Source organism: Streptomyces tibetensis (assembly GCF_007655005.1).
Classification (GTDB): domain Bacteria; phylum Actinomycetota; class Actinomycetes; order Streptomycetales; family Streptomycetaceae; genus Streptomyces; species Streptomyces tibetensis.
Window position 1 is genome coordinate 51565 of the sequence record NZ_SZVW01000008.1, and the last position, 14070, is coordinate 65634.

Consider the following 14070-nt stretch of genomic DNA (forward strand, 5'->3'; position numbering starts at 1 on the left):
GTTCCGCCTGTGACGCAAGAACGACCAAGCGACAAGGACTCCCCGGAGGGAGCCGCGCTGCCGGGGTCGGAAGCGGGCCTGCCCGGTCAGGACCGGCCGCAGACCGACCGCATCGTCTTCGGCGTCACGGCGGCCCTCACCCTCGCCTTCGTGGTCTGGGGCGCGACCGCGACCGACTCGCTCGAAGACGTCTCCACCAGCATGCTCGGCGGGCTGATGCACAACGGCGGCTGGGCGTTCATGCTCGCCGCCTCCGGCTTCGTCGTCTTCGCCCTCTGGCTCGCGATCAGCCGGTACGGCCGGATCCACCTCGGCGCGGAGGGCGAGGAGCCCGAGTTCCGCACCGTGTCGTGGGTCGCGATGATGTTCAGCGCCGGCATGGGCATCGGCCTGATGTTCTACGGCGTGAGCGAGCCGCTGTCGCACTACGGCACGCCGCCGCCGGGCACGAACCCGGCCGACTCCGGCGACCGCATGGAGACGGCCATGGCCACCACCCTGTTCCACTGGACGCTCCACCCCTGGGCGATCTACGCCGTGGTGGGTCTCGCCATCGCCTACAGCACCTTCCGCAGGCGCCGCCGGCAGACCATCAGCGCGGTGTTCACCCCGCTCATCGGCAAGAAGAACGCCAACGGCGGCATCGGCCGGGCCATCGACGTCCTCGCGATCATCGCGACCGTCTTCGGCTCCGCCGCCTCCCTGGGCCTGGGCGCGCTCCAGATCGGCTCCGGTGTGCAGGAGCTGAAGTGGATGGACAAGGTGAGCACCGGGCTGCTCGTCACGATCATCGCGGTGCTGACCCTGGCCTTCGTCGCGTCCGCGATCTCCGGTGTGGAGAAGGGCATCCAGTGGCTGTCCAACACCAACATGGTGCTGGCGCTGATCCTCGCCCTGTTCGTGTTCGTGGCGGGCCCGACCATCATCGTCCTGGACCTGCTGCCCACCTCGGTCTTCGCCTACCTCGGCGACCTGCCCCAGCTGGCCGGCCGGACCGAGGCGAGCGGCGGCAAGGGCGTCGCCGACTGGCTGGGCAGCTGGACCGTCTTCTACTGGGCGTGGTGGATCTCCTGGACGCCGTTCGTCGGCATGTTCATCGCCCGCATCAGCCGGGGTCGCACCATCCGCCAGTTCGTCGGCGGTGTCATCCTCGTGCCCAGCACGGTCAGCCTGATCTGGTTCGCGATCTTCGGCGGCTCGGCGATGAAGATGCAGGAGGAGGGGCAGCTCGGCAAGGAGGCGACCCCGGAGGGCCAGCTCTTCGACGTGCTCCAGCAGTTCCCCGTCGCCACCGTCACGAGCCTGCTCGTGATGATCCTCGTCGGCATCTTCTTCGTCTCGGGCGCCGACGCGGCCTCCATCGTCATGGGCACCCTGTCGCAGAAGGGCGCCCTCGAACCCGGCCGCTTCGTGGTCGTGTTCTGGGGTGTGGTCACCGGCGCGGTGGCCGCGATCATGCTGATGGTCGGCAGCGGTCAGGGTGACGCTCTGACCGGTCTGCAGAACCTCACGATCCTCGCGGCCGCGCCGTTCGTCGTCGTGATGATCTTCATGTGCGTCGCCCTCATGCGGGACCTGCGCCGGGACCCGGTGATCGTGCGCGAGCAGATGGGCTCCGAGGCCGTCGAAATGGCCGTCATGGAGGGCCACAAGAAGTACGACGGTGAGTTCGAGTTCCGCGTCGGCCCGGGCCGCGGCCCGGACGTGGAGGGAGACCCGATCGGCAAGCACTGATCCGCACGGCGAGGGCGGCCCGGGTGTCGAACCCGGGCCGCCCTCTGCCGTTCGGACGGCGCACGAGCACCAGGCCGGCTCGTGGGCCCCCTCACCCGGCCGGATCCGTACAAGCCGTACCAGGTGCCGCGCGGCTCAGCCGGAGACCAGCCGGGCCGCCTCGTCCGCGCATCCCCAGGCCACGGTGACGCCCGCGCCGCCGTGGCCGTAGTTGTGCACCAGGAGCCGCCCGTCCGGCAGGGTGTCACGCTCCAGCCGGACCGCGGGCCGGGTGGGCCGCAGACCCACCCGGTGCCCCAGCACCCGGGCCCCGGCGACCTCCGGCCTGAGGGCCGCACAGCGGCGGACGATCGCCTCGGCCGTCGCGGGGTCGGGCTCCAGCGACCACGCGTCCTCCTCGGAGGTACCGCCGAGGACGAGCCCGCCCGGCTGCGGGAACAGGTACGTGTGCTCCCCGGTCGCGTCGGTGGAGACCAGCCAGGTGTCGATCCCCGGGTTCTCCACGACGACCAACTGCCCGCGCACGGGCCGCACCGAGGGGTCCGGCACGAGCTCCCGCGCGGCGAGCCCCGTGCAGTTGACCACGACGGGCGCGTCCACCTCGGCGAAGGAGGACACCGTACGCGTCTCGACCACACCGCCCGCCGCGGCGAACCGCTCCCGCAGCCACGGCAGATGGGCCGGCATGTCGATGAGCGGCAGCCGCGCCCACAGGCCCGTCCCCGTGTATTCGTCGGCCGTGGCGGCCCGCAGCCCCGGCACCCGGCCCGCCAGCCACGCATCGGCCTCGTCCGGGCGGACCTCGCCCTGCACCCCCTCGACCATGCGTACGCCGGCCGGTTCGGCCCCTTCCGCCAGCTCCTGGTACACCTCCAGCGACCGCAGCGCCCACCGGCGAGCCGTCGCCACCGGCTCGATCCGGTACGGCCACCACAGCGCGCCCGCGACGGCGGAGGTGGTCGCCTCGACGGCGTCCCGCGTCCACACCCGCACCCGCCGGCCCCGCTGCGCGAGAACCAGGGCGGTCGTCAGCCCGATGACTCCGCCGCCGACCACCACGATCTCGCCACTCGGTTCACGCGTCATGCCCCGGACCGTAGCGGAATCCGTCATGCCGTGCTCACATCACGCGCAGTGTGGGGATACTCACGGTATGTGTGCCGAGTACGCGACCTTCGGCCTGGCGCCCGCGATGCGGGCCGGGGGAGTACGCAACGACGGTGGTTACCAGGTCCACCGGGACTTCGTGGACTTCATCGTCGACGGACGCCCCCTGTTGTTCCAGCTCTCCGACCTCGATGCGGTCTCCCCGCTCGCCTCCGACGTCCCGCCCGCGATCTTCACCGCGCAGGTCCGCAGCCTGCTCCTGGAAAGCCCGGCCCCACTGCCCGGCGGCCGCTACGTGGTCTACGGCTGCCCCGAGTGCGAGGACCTGGCCTGCGGCGCCGTCACCGCGGTGATCCGCAGCGACGGCGAGGACTTCGTCTGGCGGGACTTCGCCTGGCAGACCGACGAACACGCCGACCTGGACCTCAACGGCTACCACGGCATCGGCCCGTTCCGCTTCCGCGGCGCCGAATACCGGACGGCGCTGAGCGCCCTGCTCAACGGTTCCGCGCCCGAACCCCGGCGCCGCGTCCTGCTGATCGGACCCCGCGTCGCCGTCCTCGCCAAGCTGGCCGCCGCCTTGCGCACCATCGGCGTCGGCGCCGACATCGCCCACGACGCCGACGGCGTACCGGCCGACGAACTGCGCGGCTACGGCGCCGTCGCCTTCGGTCATGCGGCCGGGGAGCAGGAACGTGCCGCCGTCCGCCGCGCCTTCGAGCGCGCCGGGGTCCCGGTCGCCCACGTCGACGGCCTCGCCCCGATCGTGCCGCTCCTCGTCGCCCAGATCGAACACGCGCTGGACAGCAGCCCGGCCGAGCAGCGCCGCCTCACCGGCCTGACCGTGACCGACGGCGGCGCGCACGTCGAGGTCACCTCGTCCTGCCGGGTCACCCTGACCGCGTACCGCCTCGACCGGCTCTCCCGCACCCACACCCACGAGGTCTTCGACGGCGTCCTCGAAACGGGCCGCCACCGGCTCGCCCTCGACGCGAAGGCGGCAAGGAGCCGGTCGTTCCTCGTGGCGCGCACCTCCACAAGCGTCCTGGTGGCGGCCGTGCGGCAGTGAGCGGCTGGACGTACTTGGGCCTTCGGCCGGCGCGGCGAGAGAGCCTGCCGGGCGTCGCGACCGGGTGAGCGTTGCCTGCCGCGGTACTAGGATCGGCGCCCTGATGACTGCCACCCTCGTCGCCAAGAACCTCGCCGCCGGCCACGGCGACCGCTCCCTGTTCACCGGACTCGACCTGGTCGTCGCGCCCGGCGACGTGATCGGCCTGGTCGGGGCCAACGGCGCGGGCAAGTCCACCCTGCTCAGCATGCTCGCCGGACTCACCGCTCCCGAGCAGGGCGAACTGCGACTGTCCCCGCCGACCGCCACCGTCGGTCACCTCCCGCAGGAACCGGACCGCCGGCCCGGCGAGACCGTACGGGCGTTCCTGGCCCGCCGCACCGGCGTCGCCGAGGCCCAGCGGACCATGGACGAGGCCACCCAGGCCCTGGTCGACGGAGCGCCCGGAGCGGACGACGCCTACGCCACCAGCCTGGAGCGCTGGCTCGGGCTCGGCGGCGCCGACCTCGACGAACGCGCCGAGGTCGCGGACGGCCTCGGGCTCGCGGTCGGCCTGGACCAGCCGATGACGTCCCTGTCCGGCGGTCAGGCGGCCCGCGCCGGACTCGCCTCCCTGCTCCTGTCCCGCTACGACGTCTTCCTCCTCGACGAGCCGACCAACGACCTCGACCTGGACGGCCTGGAGCGCCTCGAACGCTTCGTGAGCGGCCTGCGCGCCGGCACGGTGGTCGTCAGCCACGACCGCGAGTTCCTCACCCGCACCGTCACCAAGATCCTCGAGCTCGACCTCGTCCAGCGGCAGATCAACCTCTTCGGCGGCGGCTACGAGGCCTACCTGGAGGAGCGGGAGGTGGCCCGCCGGCACGCCCGCGACGAGTTCGAGGAGTACGCCGACAAGAAGGCGGCCCTCCAGGACCGCGCGCAGACGCAGCGCTCCTGGATGGACAAGGGTGTGAAGAACGCGCGCCGCAAGGCGGGCAACGACAACGACAAGATCGGCCGCAAGTTCCGCAGCGAGGCCAGCGAGAAGCAGGCCGCGAAGGCCCGCCAGACCCAGCGCATGATCGAGCGCCTGGACGTCGTCGAGGAGCCCCGCAAGGAGTGGGAGCTGCGGATGGAGATCGCGTCGGCCCCGCGCTCGGGCGCCGTCGTCGCGACCCTGCGGGACGCCGAGGTGCGCCGGGAGGGCTTCGTCCTCGGCCCCGTCTCCCTCCAGATCGACTGGGCGGACCGGGTGGCGGTGACGGGCGCGAACGGCGCCGGAAAGTCCACGCTGCTCGCCGCCCTCCTCGGCCGTGTCCCGCTGGACGCCGGGCACGCCGCGCTCGGCTCGGGCGTCCTGCTCGGCGAGGTCGACCAGGCCCGCAAGCTGTTCCACGGCGAGGAGTCGCTGCTCGACGCATTCCGCACGGCCCTCCCGGACACCGAACCGGTCGAGGTCCGCACCCTCCTGGCCAAGTTCGGCCTCAAGACCGATCACGTGCTGCGCCCGGCGGCGAGCCTCTCCCCGGGCGAACGCACCCGGGCCGCCTTGGCACTGCTCCAGGGCCGGGGCGTCAACCTCCTGGTCCTCGACGAGCCGACCAACCACCTCGACCTGCCCGCCATCGAGCAACTGGAGTCGGCCCTCGACGCCTACGAGGGCACCCTCCTGCTGGTCACGCACGACCGCCGCATGCTGGACGCCGTGCACGTCACCCGCCGCCTGGAGGTGGCGGACGGCAAGGTGACCGAGCGCTAAGGGGTCGTCAGGCGGGTGGCGAGGGAGGGGTAGTCCACGACGTACCCCTCCTCGTCGAACTCCAGGTCGCTCCGGAAGTCGCCGGAGGCGAAACGGACCCGCCCGGCCCCGAGATGCGTGTAGGTCTGCCGCGACGGCCGCACCGTCAGGTCCGGCACCGACACCCAGGCCATCAGGAACTCCCGCTGACCGGGCATCCGGTGGAGCCCGTGCCGCAGCACCGGCATGGTGTTGGTGAGCGGGCACAGCCCGAGGTCGCAATCGAGCGCCCCGTCGGCATCGGACAGCGGCTCGCCGTTCGCGGTCCATCGGCCCTGACCGTCGTGGAGCAGATCGAGCGCGCGGGTCCCGGCACCGGTCTCCGCCGTGGCAGTCAACCGCCTGGTCACGAATCCTTCGGCGGTCTCCAGCTCGTACGAGATCCAGTACGGCTCCGGAACGGTACCGACGGCCCGCCCGCGCGCCCGCAGCGCGCCTTCTCCGAGCTGGAGCCAGGCGGTCTCGAACCCTCGGCTGCCGGACACTTCCCAGGTGATGGCACGCATTCGGCAACCCTAGAACGGAAAGGGTGCGAAGCGCCTCTTTCCTGGGGGCGCGGGGAACTGCGCGACCAGCCACAACGGGCCCGCAGCTCCCCACGGCCTCCCCGACGGAACAGTCAGCGCTTGCCGCCCTTGGGATCCGCCAGCCCCGCGCGGCGCAGCGCGTCGGCCATCGCACTGTTGGCAGGCGGCGGCGCCTGACGCGAACCGCCACCACCGCCACGGCCACCACCACGCCCGCCCTGCCGCTGCTGCGGCGGACGCCCGCCGCGCTGCCGGCGCTCACCCGAGCCGCCGCCCTGCTGTCCCTGCTGGGCCGCCTCGTCCTCCAGACGCAGCGTCAGCGAGATCCGCTTGCGCGGGATGTCGACGTCGAGCACCTTCACCTTGACGATGTCGCCGGGCTTGACCACGTCCCGCGGGTCCTTCACGAACGTCTTCGACATGGCGGAGACATGCACCAGGCCGTCCTGGTGGACACCGACGTCGACGAACGCCCCGAACGCGGCGACGTTCGTCACGACGCCCTCCAGGATCATCCCGGACGACAGGTCGGAGATCTTCTCCACGCCCTCCTTGAAGACGGCCGTCTTGAAGGCCGGGCGCGGGTCGCGACCGGGCTTCTCCAGCTCCTTCAGGATGTCGGTGACGGTGGGCAGACCGAACTTCTCGTCCACGAAGTCCTGCGGCTTCAGCGAACGCAGCACGCCGGTGTTGCCGACCAGCGAGCCGACCTCCTGCCCGGCGGTCTTCACCATGCGCCGGACCACCGGGTATGCCTCCGGGTGCACGCTCGACGCGTCCAGCGGGTCGCCGCCACGGATCCGCAGGAAGCCCGCGCACTGCTCGTACGCCTTCGGGCCGAGCCGCGCCACCTTCTTCAGCTCGCCACGGGCCTTGAAGGGTCCGTTCTGGTCCCGGTGCGCCACGATGTTCTCGGCGAGCCCGGAGGTGATGCCGGAGACCCGGGCGAGCAGCGGGGCCGACGCCGTGTTGACGTCCACGCCCACGCCGTTCACACAGTCCTCCACCACCGCGTCCAGCGAACGCGACAGCTTCACCTCGGACAGGTCGTGCTGGTACTGGCCGACGCCGATCGACTTCGGGTCGATCTTCACCAGCTCGGCCAGCGGGTCCTGGAGCCGGCGGGCGATCGACACGGCGCCGCGCAGCGACACGTCCATGTCGGGCAGCTCCTGCGAGGCGAAGGCGGACGCCGAGTACACGGACGCGCCGGCCTCGGACACCATCACCTTCGTCAGGTTCAGCTCGGGGTGCTTGGTGATCAGTTCCCCGGCGAGCTTGTCGGTCTCGCGGGACGCCGTGCCGTTGCCGATGGCGACCAGCTCGACCGCGTGCTCCTTGGCGAGGCGGGCCAGCTTGGCGATGGCCTCGTCCCACCGGTTCGCCGGGACGTGGGGGTGGATGACGTCCGTGGCGACGACCTTGCCGGTGGCGTCGACCACGGCGACCTTCACGCCCGTGCGGAAACCGGGGTCCAGGCCGAGCGTCGCGCGGGTGCCCGCCGGGGCGGCGAGCAGCAGGTCGCGCAGATTCGCCGCGAAGACCCGCACCGCCTCGTCCTCGGCGGCCGTACGCAGCCGCAGCCTCAGGTCGATGCCGAGGTGGACGAGGATGCGCGTGCGCCACGCCCAGCGGACCGTGTCCTTCAGCCACTTGTCCCCGGGGCGGCCCCGGTCGGCGATCCCGAATTTCTGGGCGACGATCCCCTCGTACGAGGAAGGCCCGTCCGTCTGCTCCTCGGGCTCCAGGACGAGGTCGAGGACCTCCTCCTTCTCACCGCGCAGCATCGCGAGGACGCGGTGCGAGGGCAGCTCCGTGAACGGCTCGGCGAAGTCGAAGTAGTCGGCGAACTTCGCGCCCGCCTCCTCCTTGCCCTGGCGCACCTTGGCGGCGAGCCGCCCGCGTACCCACATGCGCTCGCGCAGTTCGCCGATCAGGTCGGCGTCCTCCGAGAACCGCTCGGTGAGGATCGCCCGGGCGCCGTCGAGGGCTGCCTGCGGGTCCGCCACGCCCTTGTCGGCGTCGACGAACGCGGCGGCCGCGGCGAGGGGATCCACGGCGGGGTCGCCGAGCAGCCCCTCCGCCAGCGGCTCGAGCCCCGCCTCGCGGGCGATCTGCGCCTTGGTGCGTCGCTTGGGCTTGTACGGGAGATAGATGTCCTCCAGGCGCGCCTTCGTCTCGGCGCCCCGGATGCTCGCCTGAAGCTCCTCGGTGAGCTTGCCCTGCTCGCGCACCGAGTCCAGGATCGCCGTCCGCCGCTCCTCGAGCTCCCGCAGATAGCGCAGTCGCTCCTCGACGGTGCGCAGTTGCGCGTCGTCGAGCATCTCGGTCGCTTCCTTGCGGTAGCGGGCGATGAAGGGCACCGTAGAACCGCCGTCGAGCAGTTCCACGGCGGCCCTGACCTGCCGCTCCCGTACGCCGAGCTCCTCGGCGATCCTGCCTTCGATGGACACTGCGTTGATGGACCCGTTGGACCCGGGTGTCGTCACGATCCCGTACCGCCTTCTCCGCTGAGGTTGCGCGGCAATTGTGGCAGGTGGCACCGGCACATGGGGATCAAGGCGGCACCCGGCAGGTCCGTGTCCGGATCAGGCCCTGCGGGTGGAGGACGAGGCCCCGCCGAACAGCCGGGCCAGGGCCCGGAAGGGCAGTGTCACGACGGTGGCGATGGCGCCGCCGATCTGGCGCAGCACGTCTGCGATAGCACGGAACACGAAATTCCCCTTTCTCCACTCCCGGCCGCGCCGGCCGGTGGAGTGCGGGTACCTCGCAGACGCGTCACTATGCGTCATCCCTTGCCGATCAGATCCGCCGGGAAGGCCCCCGCCTCGAGTGCGGCCTGCGCGAACACCCCGCCCAGCTCGGTCAGCCGGGTCACTCCCTCCGGGCCGAGATGCTCGTACGGGGCGCGATCCAGCCGGTCCGTCTCGTCCTCGATCTCCCGGCGCAGGGCTCCGCCCTCTTCCGTGAGGTCACCGGAGGCATCCAGCAGCCCGCGCCCCCGCAGCCGGTCCGTCGCAGCGTCCCATTCGTCCCGGCTCCAGCCCCGAGTGGCGCACACCCACCTCGGGGTCATGCCCTTGCCCGTCGCCGTGTGGGTCACCATCGCCTCCAGGCCGTCGAGACCCGCGGACATCAGGGCGGCCAGATGCCCGTCGCCGCGGTGCTCGCGCAGCAGGGTCGCCGCGTGCCAGTAGGCGAGGTGCGGCTCCTCGGGGACGGGCAGGTCGGCGTGTGCCGAGTACAGCGGCCGTGCCCCGCGCGAGCAGGCCTCGGCGGCGCGCAGCGCGAGCCGTGCGGCCTCGGCCATCTCCGCCGACGCCAGGGCCTCCGCTCCGAGCAGGCGGTGCAGTGTCGCGTCGACCGCACGCGTGCGTGCGGCCAGGATCTGTCCCGGGGTGGCGGTCTCCCACACGGCCGGCACGTACCGGGCCACGAGCTCGTACTTGTAGTTGTAGAAGGCGGCCGTCACGGCCCCGGCGCCGACCGGTCCGAAGGCGGCGGCCCGCACGGCGAAGTTCACGGCACGCGGGTCGGTGACCCCGACGGCGCCCAGCTCGCGCCCGAGGTCGGGGGAGAAGTAGTGCGTCGCGTGCAGGGAGTTGAGCACGTTGTGGCAGCGTCGGCCGGCGCGCGGCTCCAGAGCGGCAGTCGTCATGCCCGGCAGGTTACCAACCGCTTGGTATGTTCTCCACGGGCAGGCACCGCATGGCAGGAAAGGTGGGGTACTCGTCCTTGCGGCCATGTCCGGCCCCCGCGAAGAATCGACCGCATGGCCCCCCGCACGGTTCTCGCCGTCCTCTTCGACGGCCTGCAGAGTCTCGACGTCACCGGACCCCTGGAGGTCTTCGCGGGCGCGGACCTGCTCTCCCCGGGCGCGTACCGGATCCGCACCGCCTCCCTGGACGGCGCGCCCGTGCGGACCACCAGCGGGCTGACGCTCGTACCCGACGGGTCCCTTGCCGACGCGAGAGACCCTGACATCCTCCTCGTCCCCGGCGGACCGGGCAGCCTGCGGCCCGACCCGCGCCTGGTGGACTGGGTGCGCGAACGCGGTCCGCGCGCGGCCCGTCTGGTCTCCGTGTGCACCGGCGCGGCCGTGCTCGCCGGGGCGGGCCTGCTGGACGGCCGCCGCGCGACCACCCACTGGGCGTACTGCGACCGGCTCGCCCGCGAGCACCCGGCCGTCGAGATCGACCCCGACCCCGTCTACGTACGCGACGGGCGCATCTCCACCTCGGCCGGTGTCACCGCCGGCATCGACCTGGCCCTCGCCCTGGTCGAGGAGGACCTGGGCCGGGACGCCGCCCTGACGATCGCCCGGCACCTGGTGGTGTTTCTGCGCCGCCCGGGCAACCAGGCCCAGTTCAGCGCCCAGCTCGCGGCCCAGACCGCACAGCGGGAGCCCCTGCGGGACGTCCAGCGGTGGATCACCGACCACCCCGACGCGGACCTCAGCGTCGACACCCTCGCCGCCCGCGCCCGTCTCTCGCCCCGCCACTTCGCCCGTGCCTTCCGCGCCGAGACCGGCATGACACCGGGCCGCTACGTGGACCGCGTCCGCCTCGAACACGCCCGGCGCCTCCTGGAGGACACCGCCGGCGGTGTCGAGGAGATCGCCCGCACCAGCGGCTACGGCACCCCCGAGGCCATGCGCCGGGCCTTCGTCCGGACCCTCGGAACGCCCCCGGCCGAGTACCGCCGCCGCTTCCGCCCCGCGACCACGCCCTGAACCTCCTCGACACCAGCCGACGAAAGGTCCCCATGCAGATCGCCATCGTCCTCTACGACCGCTTCACCGCCCTCGACGCCATCGGCCCCTACGAGACCATCGGCCGGCTGCCGGACGCGGAGACCGTCTTCGTCGCCGAGGAGGCCGGCCCCGTGCGCAACGACTCGGGGAACCTCGCGCTCATCGCCGACCGGGCCCTGGCAGACGTACCGCACCCCGACATCATCGTGGTCCCCGGCGGCCCCGGCCCGCTCCCGCTGGCCACGGACGGGCCCCTGCTCAGCTGGCTGCGCACCGCCGACGCCACCAGCACCTGGACCACGTCCGTGTGCACCGGTTCCCTGCTGCTCGCCGCCGCGGGACTTCTCCGCGGCCGCCGCGCCACATCCCATTGGCTGGCTCTGGAGGAGCTGAAGCGCCTCGGCGTCGAGCCGACGGGGGAGCGGGTCGTCACCGACGGCAAGTACGTCACCGCGGCCGGTGTCTCCTCCGGTATCGACATGGGCCTCACCCTGCTCGGCCGGATCGCGGGCGACGACCACGCGCAACTCGTCCAGCTCGCCACCGAGTACGACCCGCAGCCGCCCTACGACGCCGGATCACCCGAGAAGGCCCCCGCGCATCTCGTGGAACTGCTCCGCACGCACTCCGGCGTCATCCTGACGTAGGCACACTCCAGCCGAACCGCGGCTGCCGGCGCTCCAGGAAGGCGGCGACACCCTCCGCGGTGTCGCCGCTCGCCCGCGCCTGCCCGGCCCAGTGCGCGTCCCGGTCCGTACGCCCGTCCGCGAACTCCTTGGCCGCCGCCTGCGTCAGCTGCGAACGGGATGCCAGGATCCGGGTGAACTCGGCGACCCGCTTGCCGAGTTCACCCTCGGGCAGCACCTCGTCCACCATCCCGGCGCGCAGCGCCCGCTGCGCGTCGATCAACTCCCCGGAGAACAGCAGGTACTTGGCGGTGGCCGGACCCACCAGGGACACCAGCCGCCGGGTCGAGGACGCCGGATACACGATGCCGAGCTTCGCGGGTGTCACACCGAACAGCGCCCCGTCCTCGGCGAACCGCAGATCGCAGGCCGCCGCCAGCTGCGACCCGCCGCCCACGCAGTGCCCCCGGATCGCGGCCAGCGTCGGCTTCGGGAACCTGACCAGCGCCTCCTCGGCCCGCACGGCCAGCCCCTGCGCCTCCTCGGGCGAGCCCCGCAGCGTCGAGATGTCGGCCCCGGCGCAGAACGTGCCCCCCTCACCGGTCAGCACCAGCGCCCGTACGGCCGGGTCCTGCGCGAGCTCATCCAGCACAGTGGGGAGGGAGCGCCACATCGCGGCCGTCATGGCGTTGCGCTTCTCGGGATGACGTATGACGACCGTCGCGACCGAGTCGGTCACGCGGTGCTTCAGCTGCGGCTCCATGCGCCGGATGCTATCCGGATGCCAAACCCGTACAACCCGAATAGTTCGCCGAGACGGCACAACAGGGACAGGACCAGTCCCACAACTGACCGTGTCATACGCCAACGGTCAGAAGCGCTCGATATCTGCTGACTTCTGTTCAGTCCCGGGGCGCGAGGCGCATCGTTACCAACACTCGGTGTGTGGCGACAATCGAGCGCGAGGGTGGCGACCGGACTATGGACGACGACGGGCGTGGGTTCGGTCCGCGCCCAGAGGGCGGCGCGGCGCCCTTCGGCCCGGGGCCCGCGGATCCGCTGCCCTATGAAGGGGTCTGGAGGTTCACCGCACCGGCGGTCGACGCCTCGGTCCCCCAGGCACGGCACGCCGTGCGGGACCTGCTGCTGCGGCAGGGAGTGCCGGTCTCGGACGACCTGGCGCAGGGGCTGCTGCTGATCGTCTCGGAGCTGGTGACGAACGCCGTGAAGCACGCGGCCGTGCTGTCCCCGACGATCGCCGTCGAGCTGGCCGTCGGTGCCGAGTGGCTCCGGGTGTCCGTGGAGGACAACCATCCGTACCGGCCCACCGCCCTGGAGACGGACCACGGCCGCACCGGCGGGCGCGGACTGCTCCTGGTGCGCGAGATCACCCGCGAGGCGGGCGGCGTGTGCGAGGTCGAGTACACCGCGAGCGGCGGCAAGGTGGTCTGGGCCGCCCTGCCGCTCAAACCCGCGCGCTTCGCGTGAGGGAAGGTCCCTTCAGAGCGGTGCCGGGCCGCGCGACCCGGCGGCCCGGGTGAAAGGAGCCCACCCCCCAAGGCCCCGGCGCCGGGCCCCCGTCACCAGCCGGCCGACGGGCCCGTCAGCTCCCTGATCGCCGGCCGGGCCGCGTCCAGGACGGTCATGAACCAGGACGAGAAGGTGTCCTTGGCGTGCCGCTCCGCCAACTCCGGCGGGGTCACGAACACCGTCGACGCCACCTCCTCCGGGTCCGGCCGCACCACGGCCTGCACCATGCCGACGAAGAGGTGGTTGTACTCCTGCTCCACCAGGCCGGACTCCGGGTCCGGGTGGTTGTAGCGGACCGTGCCCGCCTCGGCCAGCAGGGACGGGGACGCGCCGAGTTCCTCGAACGTGCGCCGCGCCGCCGCGGCGAAGGGCGCCTCGCCGGGGTAGGGGTGGCCGCAGCACGTGTTGGACCACACACCGGGGGAGTGGTACTTGCCCAGCGCGCGCTGCTGGAGGAGCAGCCGGCCGTACTCGTCGAAGAGGAACACCGAGAACGCGCGGTGCAGCTGTCCGGGCGGCTGGTGGGCGGCGAGCTTCTCCGCGGTGCCGATCGTCACGCCGTCCTCGTCGACCAGTTCCAGCAAAATCGCGTCTGCGGTGCCGTTCGACGGGTTGTGCGTCGCGGTGGCAGGTGTGATCGGCATACCCATCCTTCACATCGGTCTTCGCGCCCCAAGTCTGCCGTACGAATCCGGCACTCCCGGCACTTCGCGGCACGCCCGCATGTCCCGCGCGGCTGCGCGGACCGCGGCCGGCACCGGTCGGACGCCGGGAAAGGGACCCGGTAGATGATCGTGCCCGGCCGGGCAGGCGGAAATTCGTCCCTGCCGGGGCTGTGGGGCTCAGGGCGCGGGCGTGTGGCGGAAGGTTGCGTTCTCCGGCGCACGCGCAGCGAAGTGCGCCCTACCTGCTCCCACCTGCCCCAGCCGACTCACAACCCTGCC

13 protein-coding genes are annotated in these 14070 nt (G+C 72.2%); 6 read left to right on the plus strand and 7 right to left on the minus strand.

Features of this window, described 5'->3' with window-relative positions; all coding sequences use genetic code 11:
• The first annotated feature begins 9 nt into the window (after window positions 1–9).
• Window positions 10–1734 carry a BCCT family transporter gene (locus FDO69_RS15210; protein WP_104780357.1) on the plus strand — a complete coding sequence of 575 codons (1725 nt, stop codon included), beginning with the start codon at window positions 10–12 and terminating at the stop codon, window positions 1732–1734.
• Between the two features lie 135 nt (window positions 1735–1869).
• Here the strand turns inward: FDO69_RS15210 and FDO69_RS15215 are convergent, their stop codons facing one another.
• Window positions 1870–2820, minus strand: a complete 951-nt coding sequence (locus FDO69_RS15215) for an NAD(P)/FAD-dependent oxidoreductase (protein ID WP_104780358.1) — start codon at window positions 2818–2820, stop codon at window positions 1870–1872.
• A gap of 67 nt (window positions 2821–2887) precedes the next feature.
• Between FDO69_RS15215 and FDO69_RS15220 the strand changes: the two genes are divergently transcribed.
• Window positions 2888–3910 (plus strand): oxidoreductase, encoded by a 1023-nt coding sequence (locus FDO69_RS15220; protein WP_104780359.1) that lies wholly within the window; start codon window positions 2888–2890, stop codon window positions 3908–3910.
• Between the two features lie 103 nt (window positions 3911–4013).
• On the plus strand, window positions 4014–5651 hold the full coding sequence (locus tag FDO69_RS15225) for an ABC-F family ATP-binding cassette domain-containing protein (RefSeq protein WP_104780360.1): 1638 nt from the start codon (window positions 4014–4016) through the stop codon (window positions 5649–5651).
• Here FDO69_RS15225 and FDO69_RS15230 read toward each other — a convergent pair.
• The 4 genes from FDO69_RS15230 to FDO69_RS15240 all read right to left on the minus strand — a co-directional run bounded on the left by FDO69_RS15230 (window position 5648) and on the right by FDO69_RS15240 (window position 9875).
• Window positions 5648–6196 carry a putative glycolipid-binding domain-containing protein gene (locus tag FDO69_RS15230; RefSeq protein WP_104780361.1) on the minus strand — a complete coding sequence of 183 codons (549 nt, stop codon included), beginning with the start codon at window positions 6194–6196 and terminating at the stop codon, window positions 5648–5650. The two genes, FDO69_RS15225 and FDO69_RS15230, sit on opposite strands and share 4 nt — an antisense overlap.
• 113 nt (window positions 6197–6309) lie before the next feature.
• Window positions 6310–8706, minus strand: a complete 2397-nt coding sequence (locus FDO69_RS15235; protein WP_104780362.1) for a Tex family protein — start codon at window positions 8704–8706, stop codon at window positions 6310–6312.
• A gap of 99 nt (window positions 8707–8805) precedes the next feature.
• Window positions 8806–8931 (minus strand): LPFR motif small protein, encoded by a 126-nt coding sequence (locus FDO69_RS42695; protein ID WP_267889763.1) that lies wholly within the window; start codon window positions 8929–8931, stop codon window positions 8806–8808.
• Between the two features lie 74 nt (window positions 8932–9005).
• On the minus strand, window positions 9006–9875 hold the full coding sequence (locus FDO69_RS15240) for an SCO6745 family protein (protein WP_104780363.1): 870 nt from the start codon (window positions 9873–9875) through the stop codon (window positions 9006–9008).
• 114 nt (window positions 9876–9989) lie between these two features.
• Here FDO69_RS15240 and FDO69_RS15245 point away from each other — a divergent pair, with 114 nt between their 5' ends.
• Both FDO69_RS15245 and FDO69_RS15250 read left to right on the plus strand, forming a co-directional pair.
• On the plus strand, window positions 9990–10949 hold the full coding sequence (locus FDO69_RS15245) for a GlxA family transcriptional regulator (RefSeq protein WP_104780364.1): 960 nt from the start codon (window positions 9990–9992) through the stop codon (window positions 10947–10949).
• 32 nt (window positions 10950–10981) lie between these two features.
• Entirely contained in the window at window positions 10982–11617 is a 636-nt protein-coding gene (locus FDO69_RS15250) for a DJ-1/PfpI family protein (protein ID WP_104780365.1), read from the plus strand.
• Here the strand turns inward: FDO69_RS15250 and FDO69_RS15255 are convergent.
• Complete coding sequence (locus FDO69_RS15255) at window positions 11604–12359, minus strand: enoyl-CoA hydratase/isomerase family protein (RefSeq protein ID WP_104780366.1); 756 nt, start codon at window positions 12357–12359, stop codon at window positions 11604–11606. The genes FDO69_RS15250 and FDO69_RS15255 overlap by 14 nt on opposite strands.
• Before the next feature lie 218 nt (window positions 12360–12577).
• Between FDO69_RS15255 and FDO69_RS15260 the strand changes: the two genes are divergently transcribed.
• Complete coding sequence (locus tag FDO69_RS15260) at window positions 12578–13084, plus strand: ATP-binding protein (RefSeq protein WP_104780367.1); 507 nt, start codon at window positions 12578–12580, stop codon at window positions 13082–13084.
• Window positions 13085–13176: 92 nt separating this feature from the next.
• Here the strand turns inward: FDO69_RS15260 and idi are convergent, their stop codons facing one another.
• The gene (gene idi, locus FDO69_RS15265) at window positions 13177–13770 is read right to left on the minus strand and encodes an isopentenyl-diphosphate Delta-isomerase (protein WP_104780368.1); all 594 of its coding nucleotides are present in this window, start codon (window positions 13768–13770) and stop codon (window positions 13177–13179) included.
• Window positions 13771–14070: the final 300 nt, after the last annotated feature.

What these genes read in the sequence shown, in the direction of transcription:
- FDO69_RS15215 (WP_104780358.1), bottom strand. Translation starts at nt 2,820, where the DNA reads ATGACGCGTGAACCGAGTGGCGAGATCGTGGTGGTCGGCGGCGGAGTC.
- FDO69_RS15220 (WP_104780359.1), top strand. Translation starts at nt 2,888, where the DNA reads ATGTGTGCCGAGTACGCGACCTTCGGCCTGGCGCCCGCGATGCGGGCC.
- FDO69_RS15225 (WP_104780360.1), top strand. Translation starts at nt 4,014, where the DNA reads ATGACTGCCACCCTCGTCGCCAAGAACCTCGCCGCCGGCCACGGCGAC.
- FDO69_RS15230 (WP_104780361.1), bottom strand. Translation starts at nt 6,196, where the DNA reads ATGCGTGCCATCACCTGGGAAGTGTCCGGCAGCCGAGGGTTCGAGACC.
- FDO69_RS15240 (WP_104780363.1), bottom strand. Translation starts at nt 9,875, where the DNA reads ATGACGACTGCCGCTCTGGAGCCGCGCGCCGGCCGACGCTGCCACAAC.
- FDO69_RS15245 (WP_104780364.1), top strand. Translation starts at nt 9,990, where the DNA reads ATGGCCCCCCGCACGGTTCTCGCCGTCCTCTTCGACGGCCTGCAGAGT.
- FDO69_RS15250 (WP_104780365.1), top strand. Translation starts at nt 10,982, where the DNA reads ATGCAGATCGCCATCGTCCTCTACGACCGCTTCACCGCCCTCGACGCC.
- FDO69_RS15255 (WP_104780366.1), bottom strand. Translation starts at nt 12,359, where the DNA reads ATGGAGCCGCAGCTGAAGCACCGCGTGACCGACTCGGTCGCGACGGTC.
- FDO69_RS15260 (WP_104780367.1), top strand. Translation starts at nt 12,578, where the DNA reads ATGGACGACGACGGGCGTGGGTTCGGTCCGCGCCCAGAGGGCGGCGCG.
- idi (WP_104780368.1), bottom strand. Translation starts at nt 13,770, where the DNA reads ATGCCGATCACACCTGCCACCGCGACGCACAACCCGTCGAACGGCACC.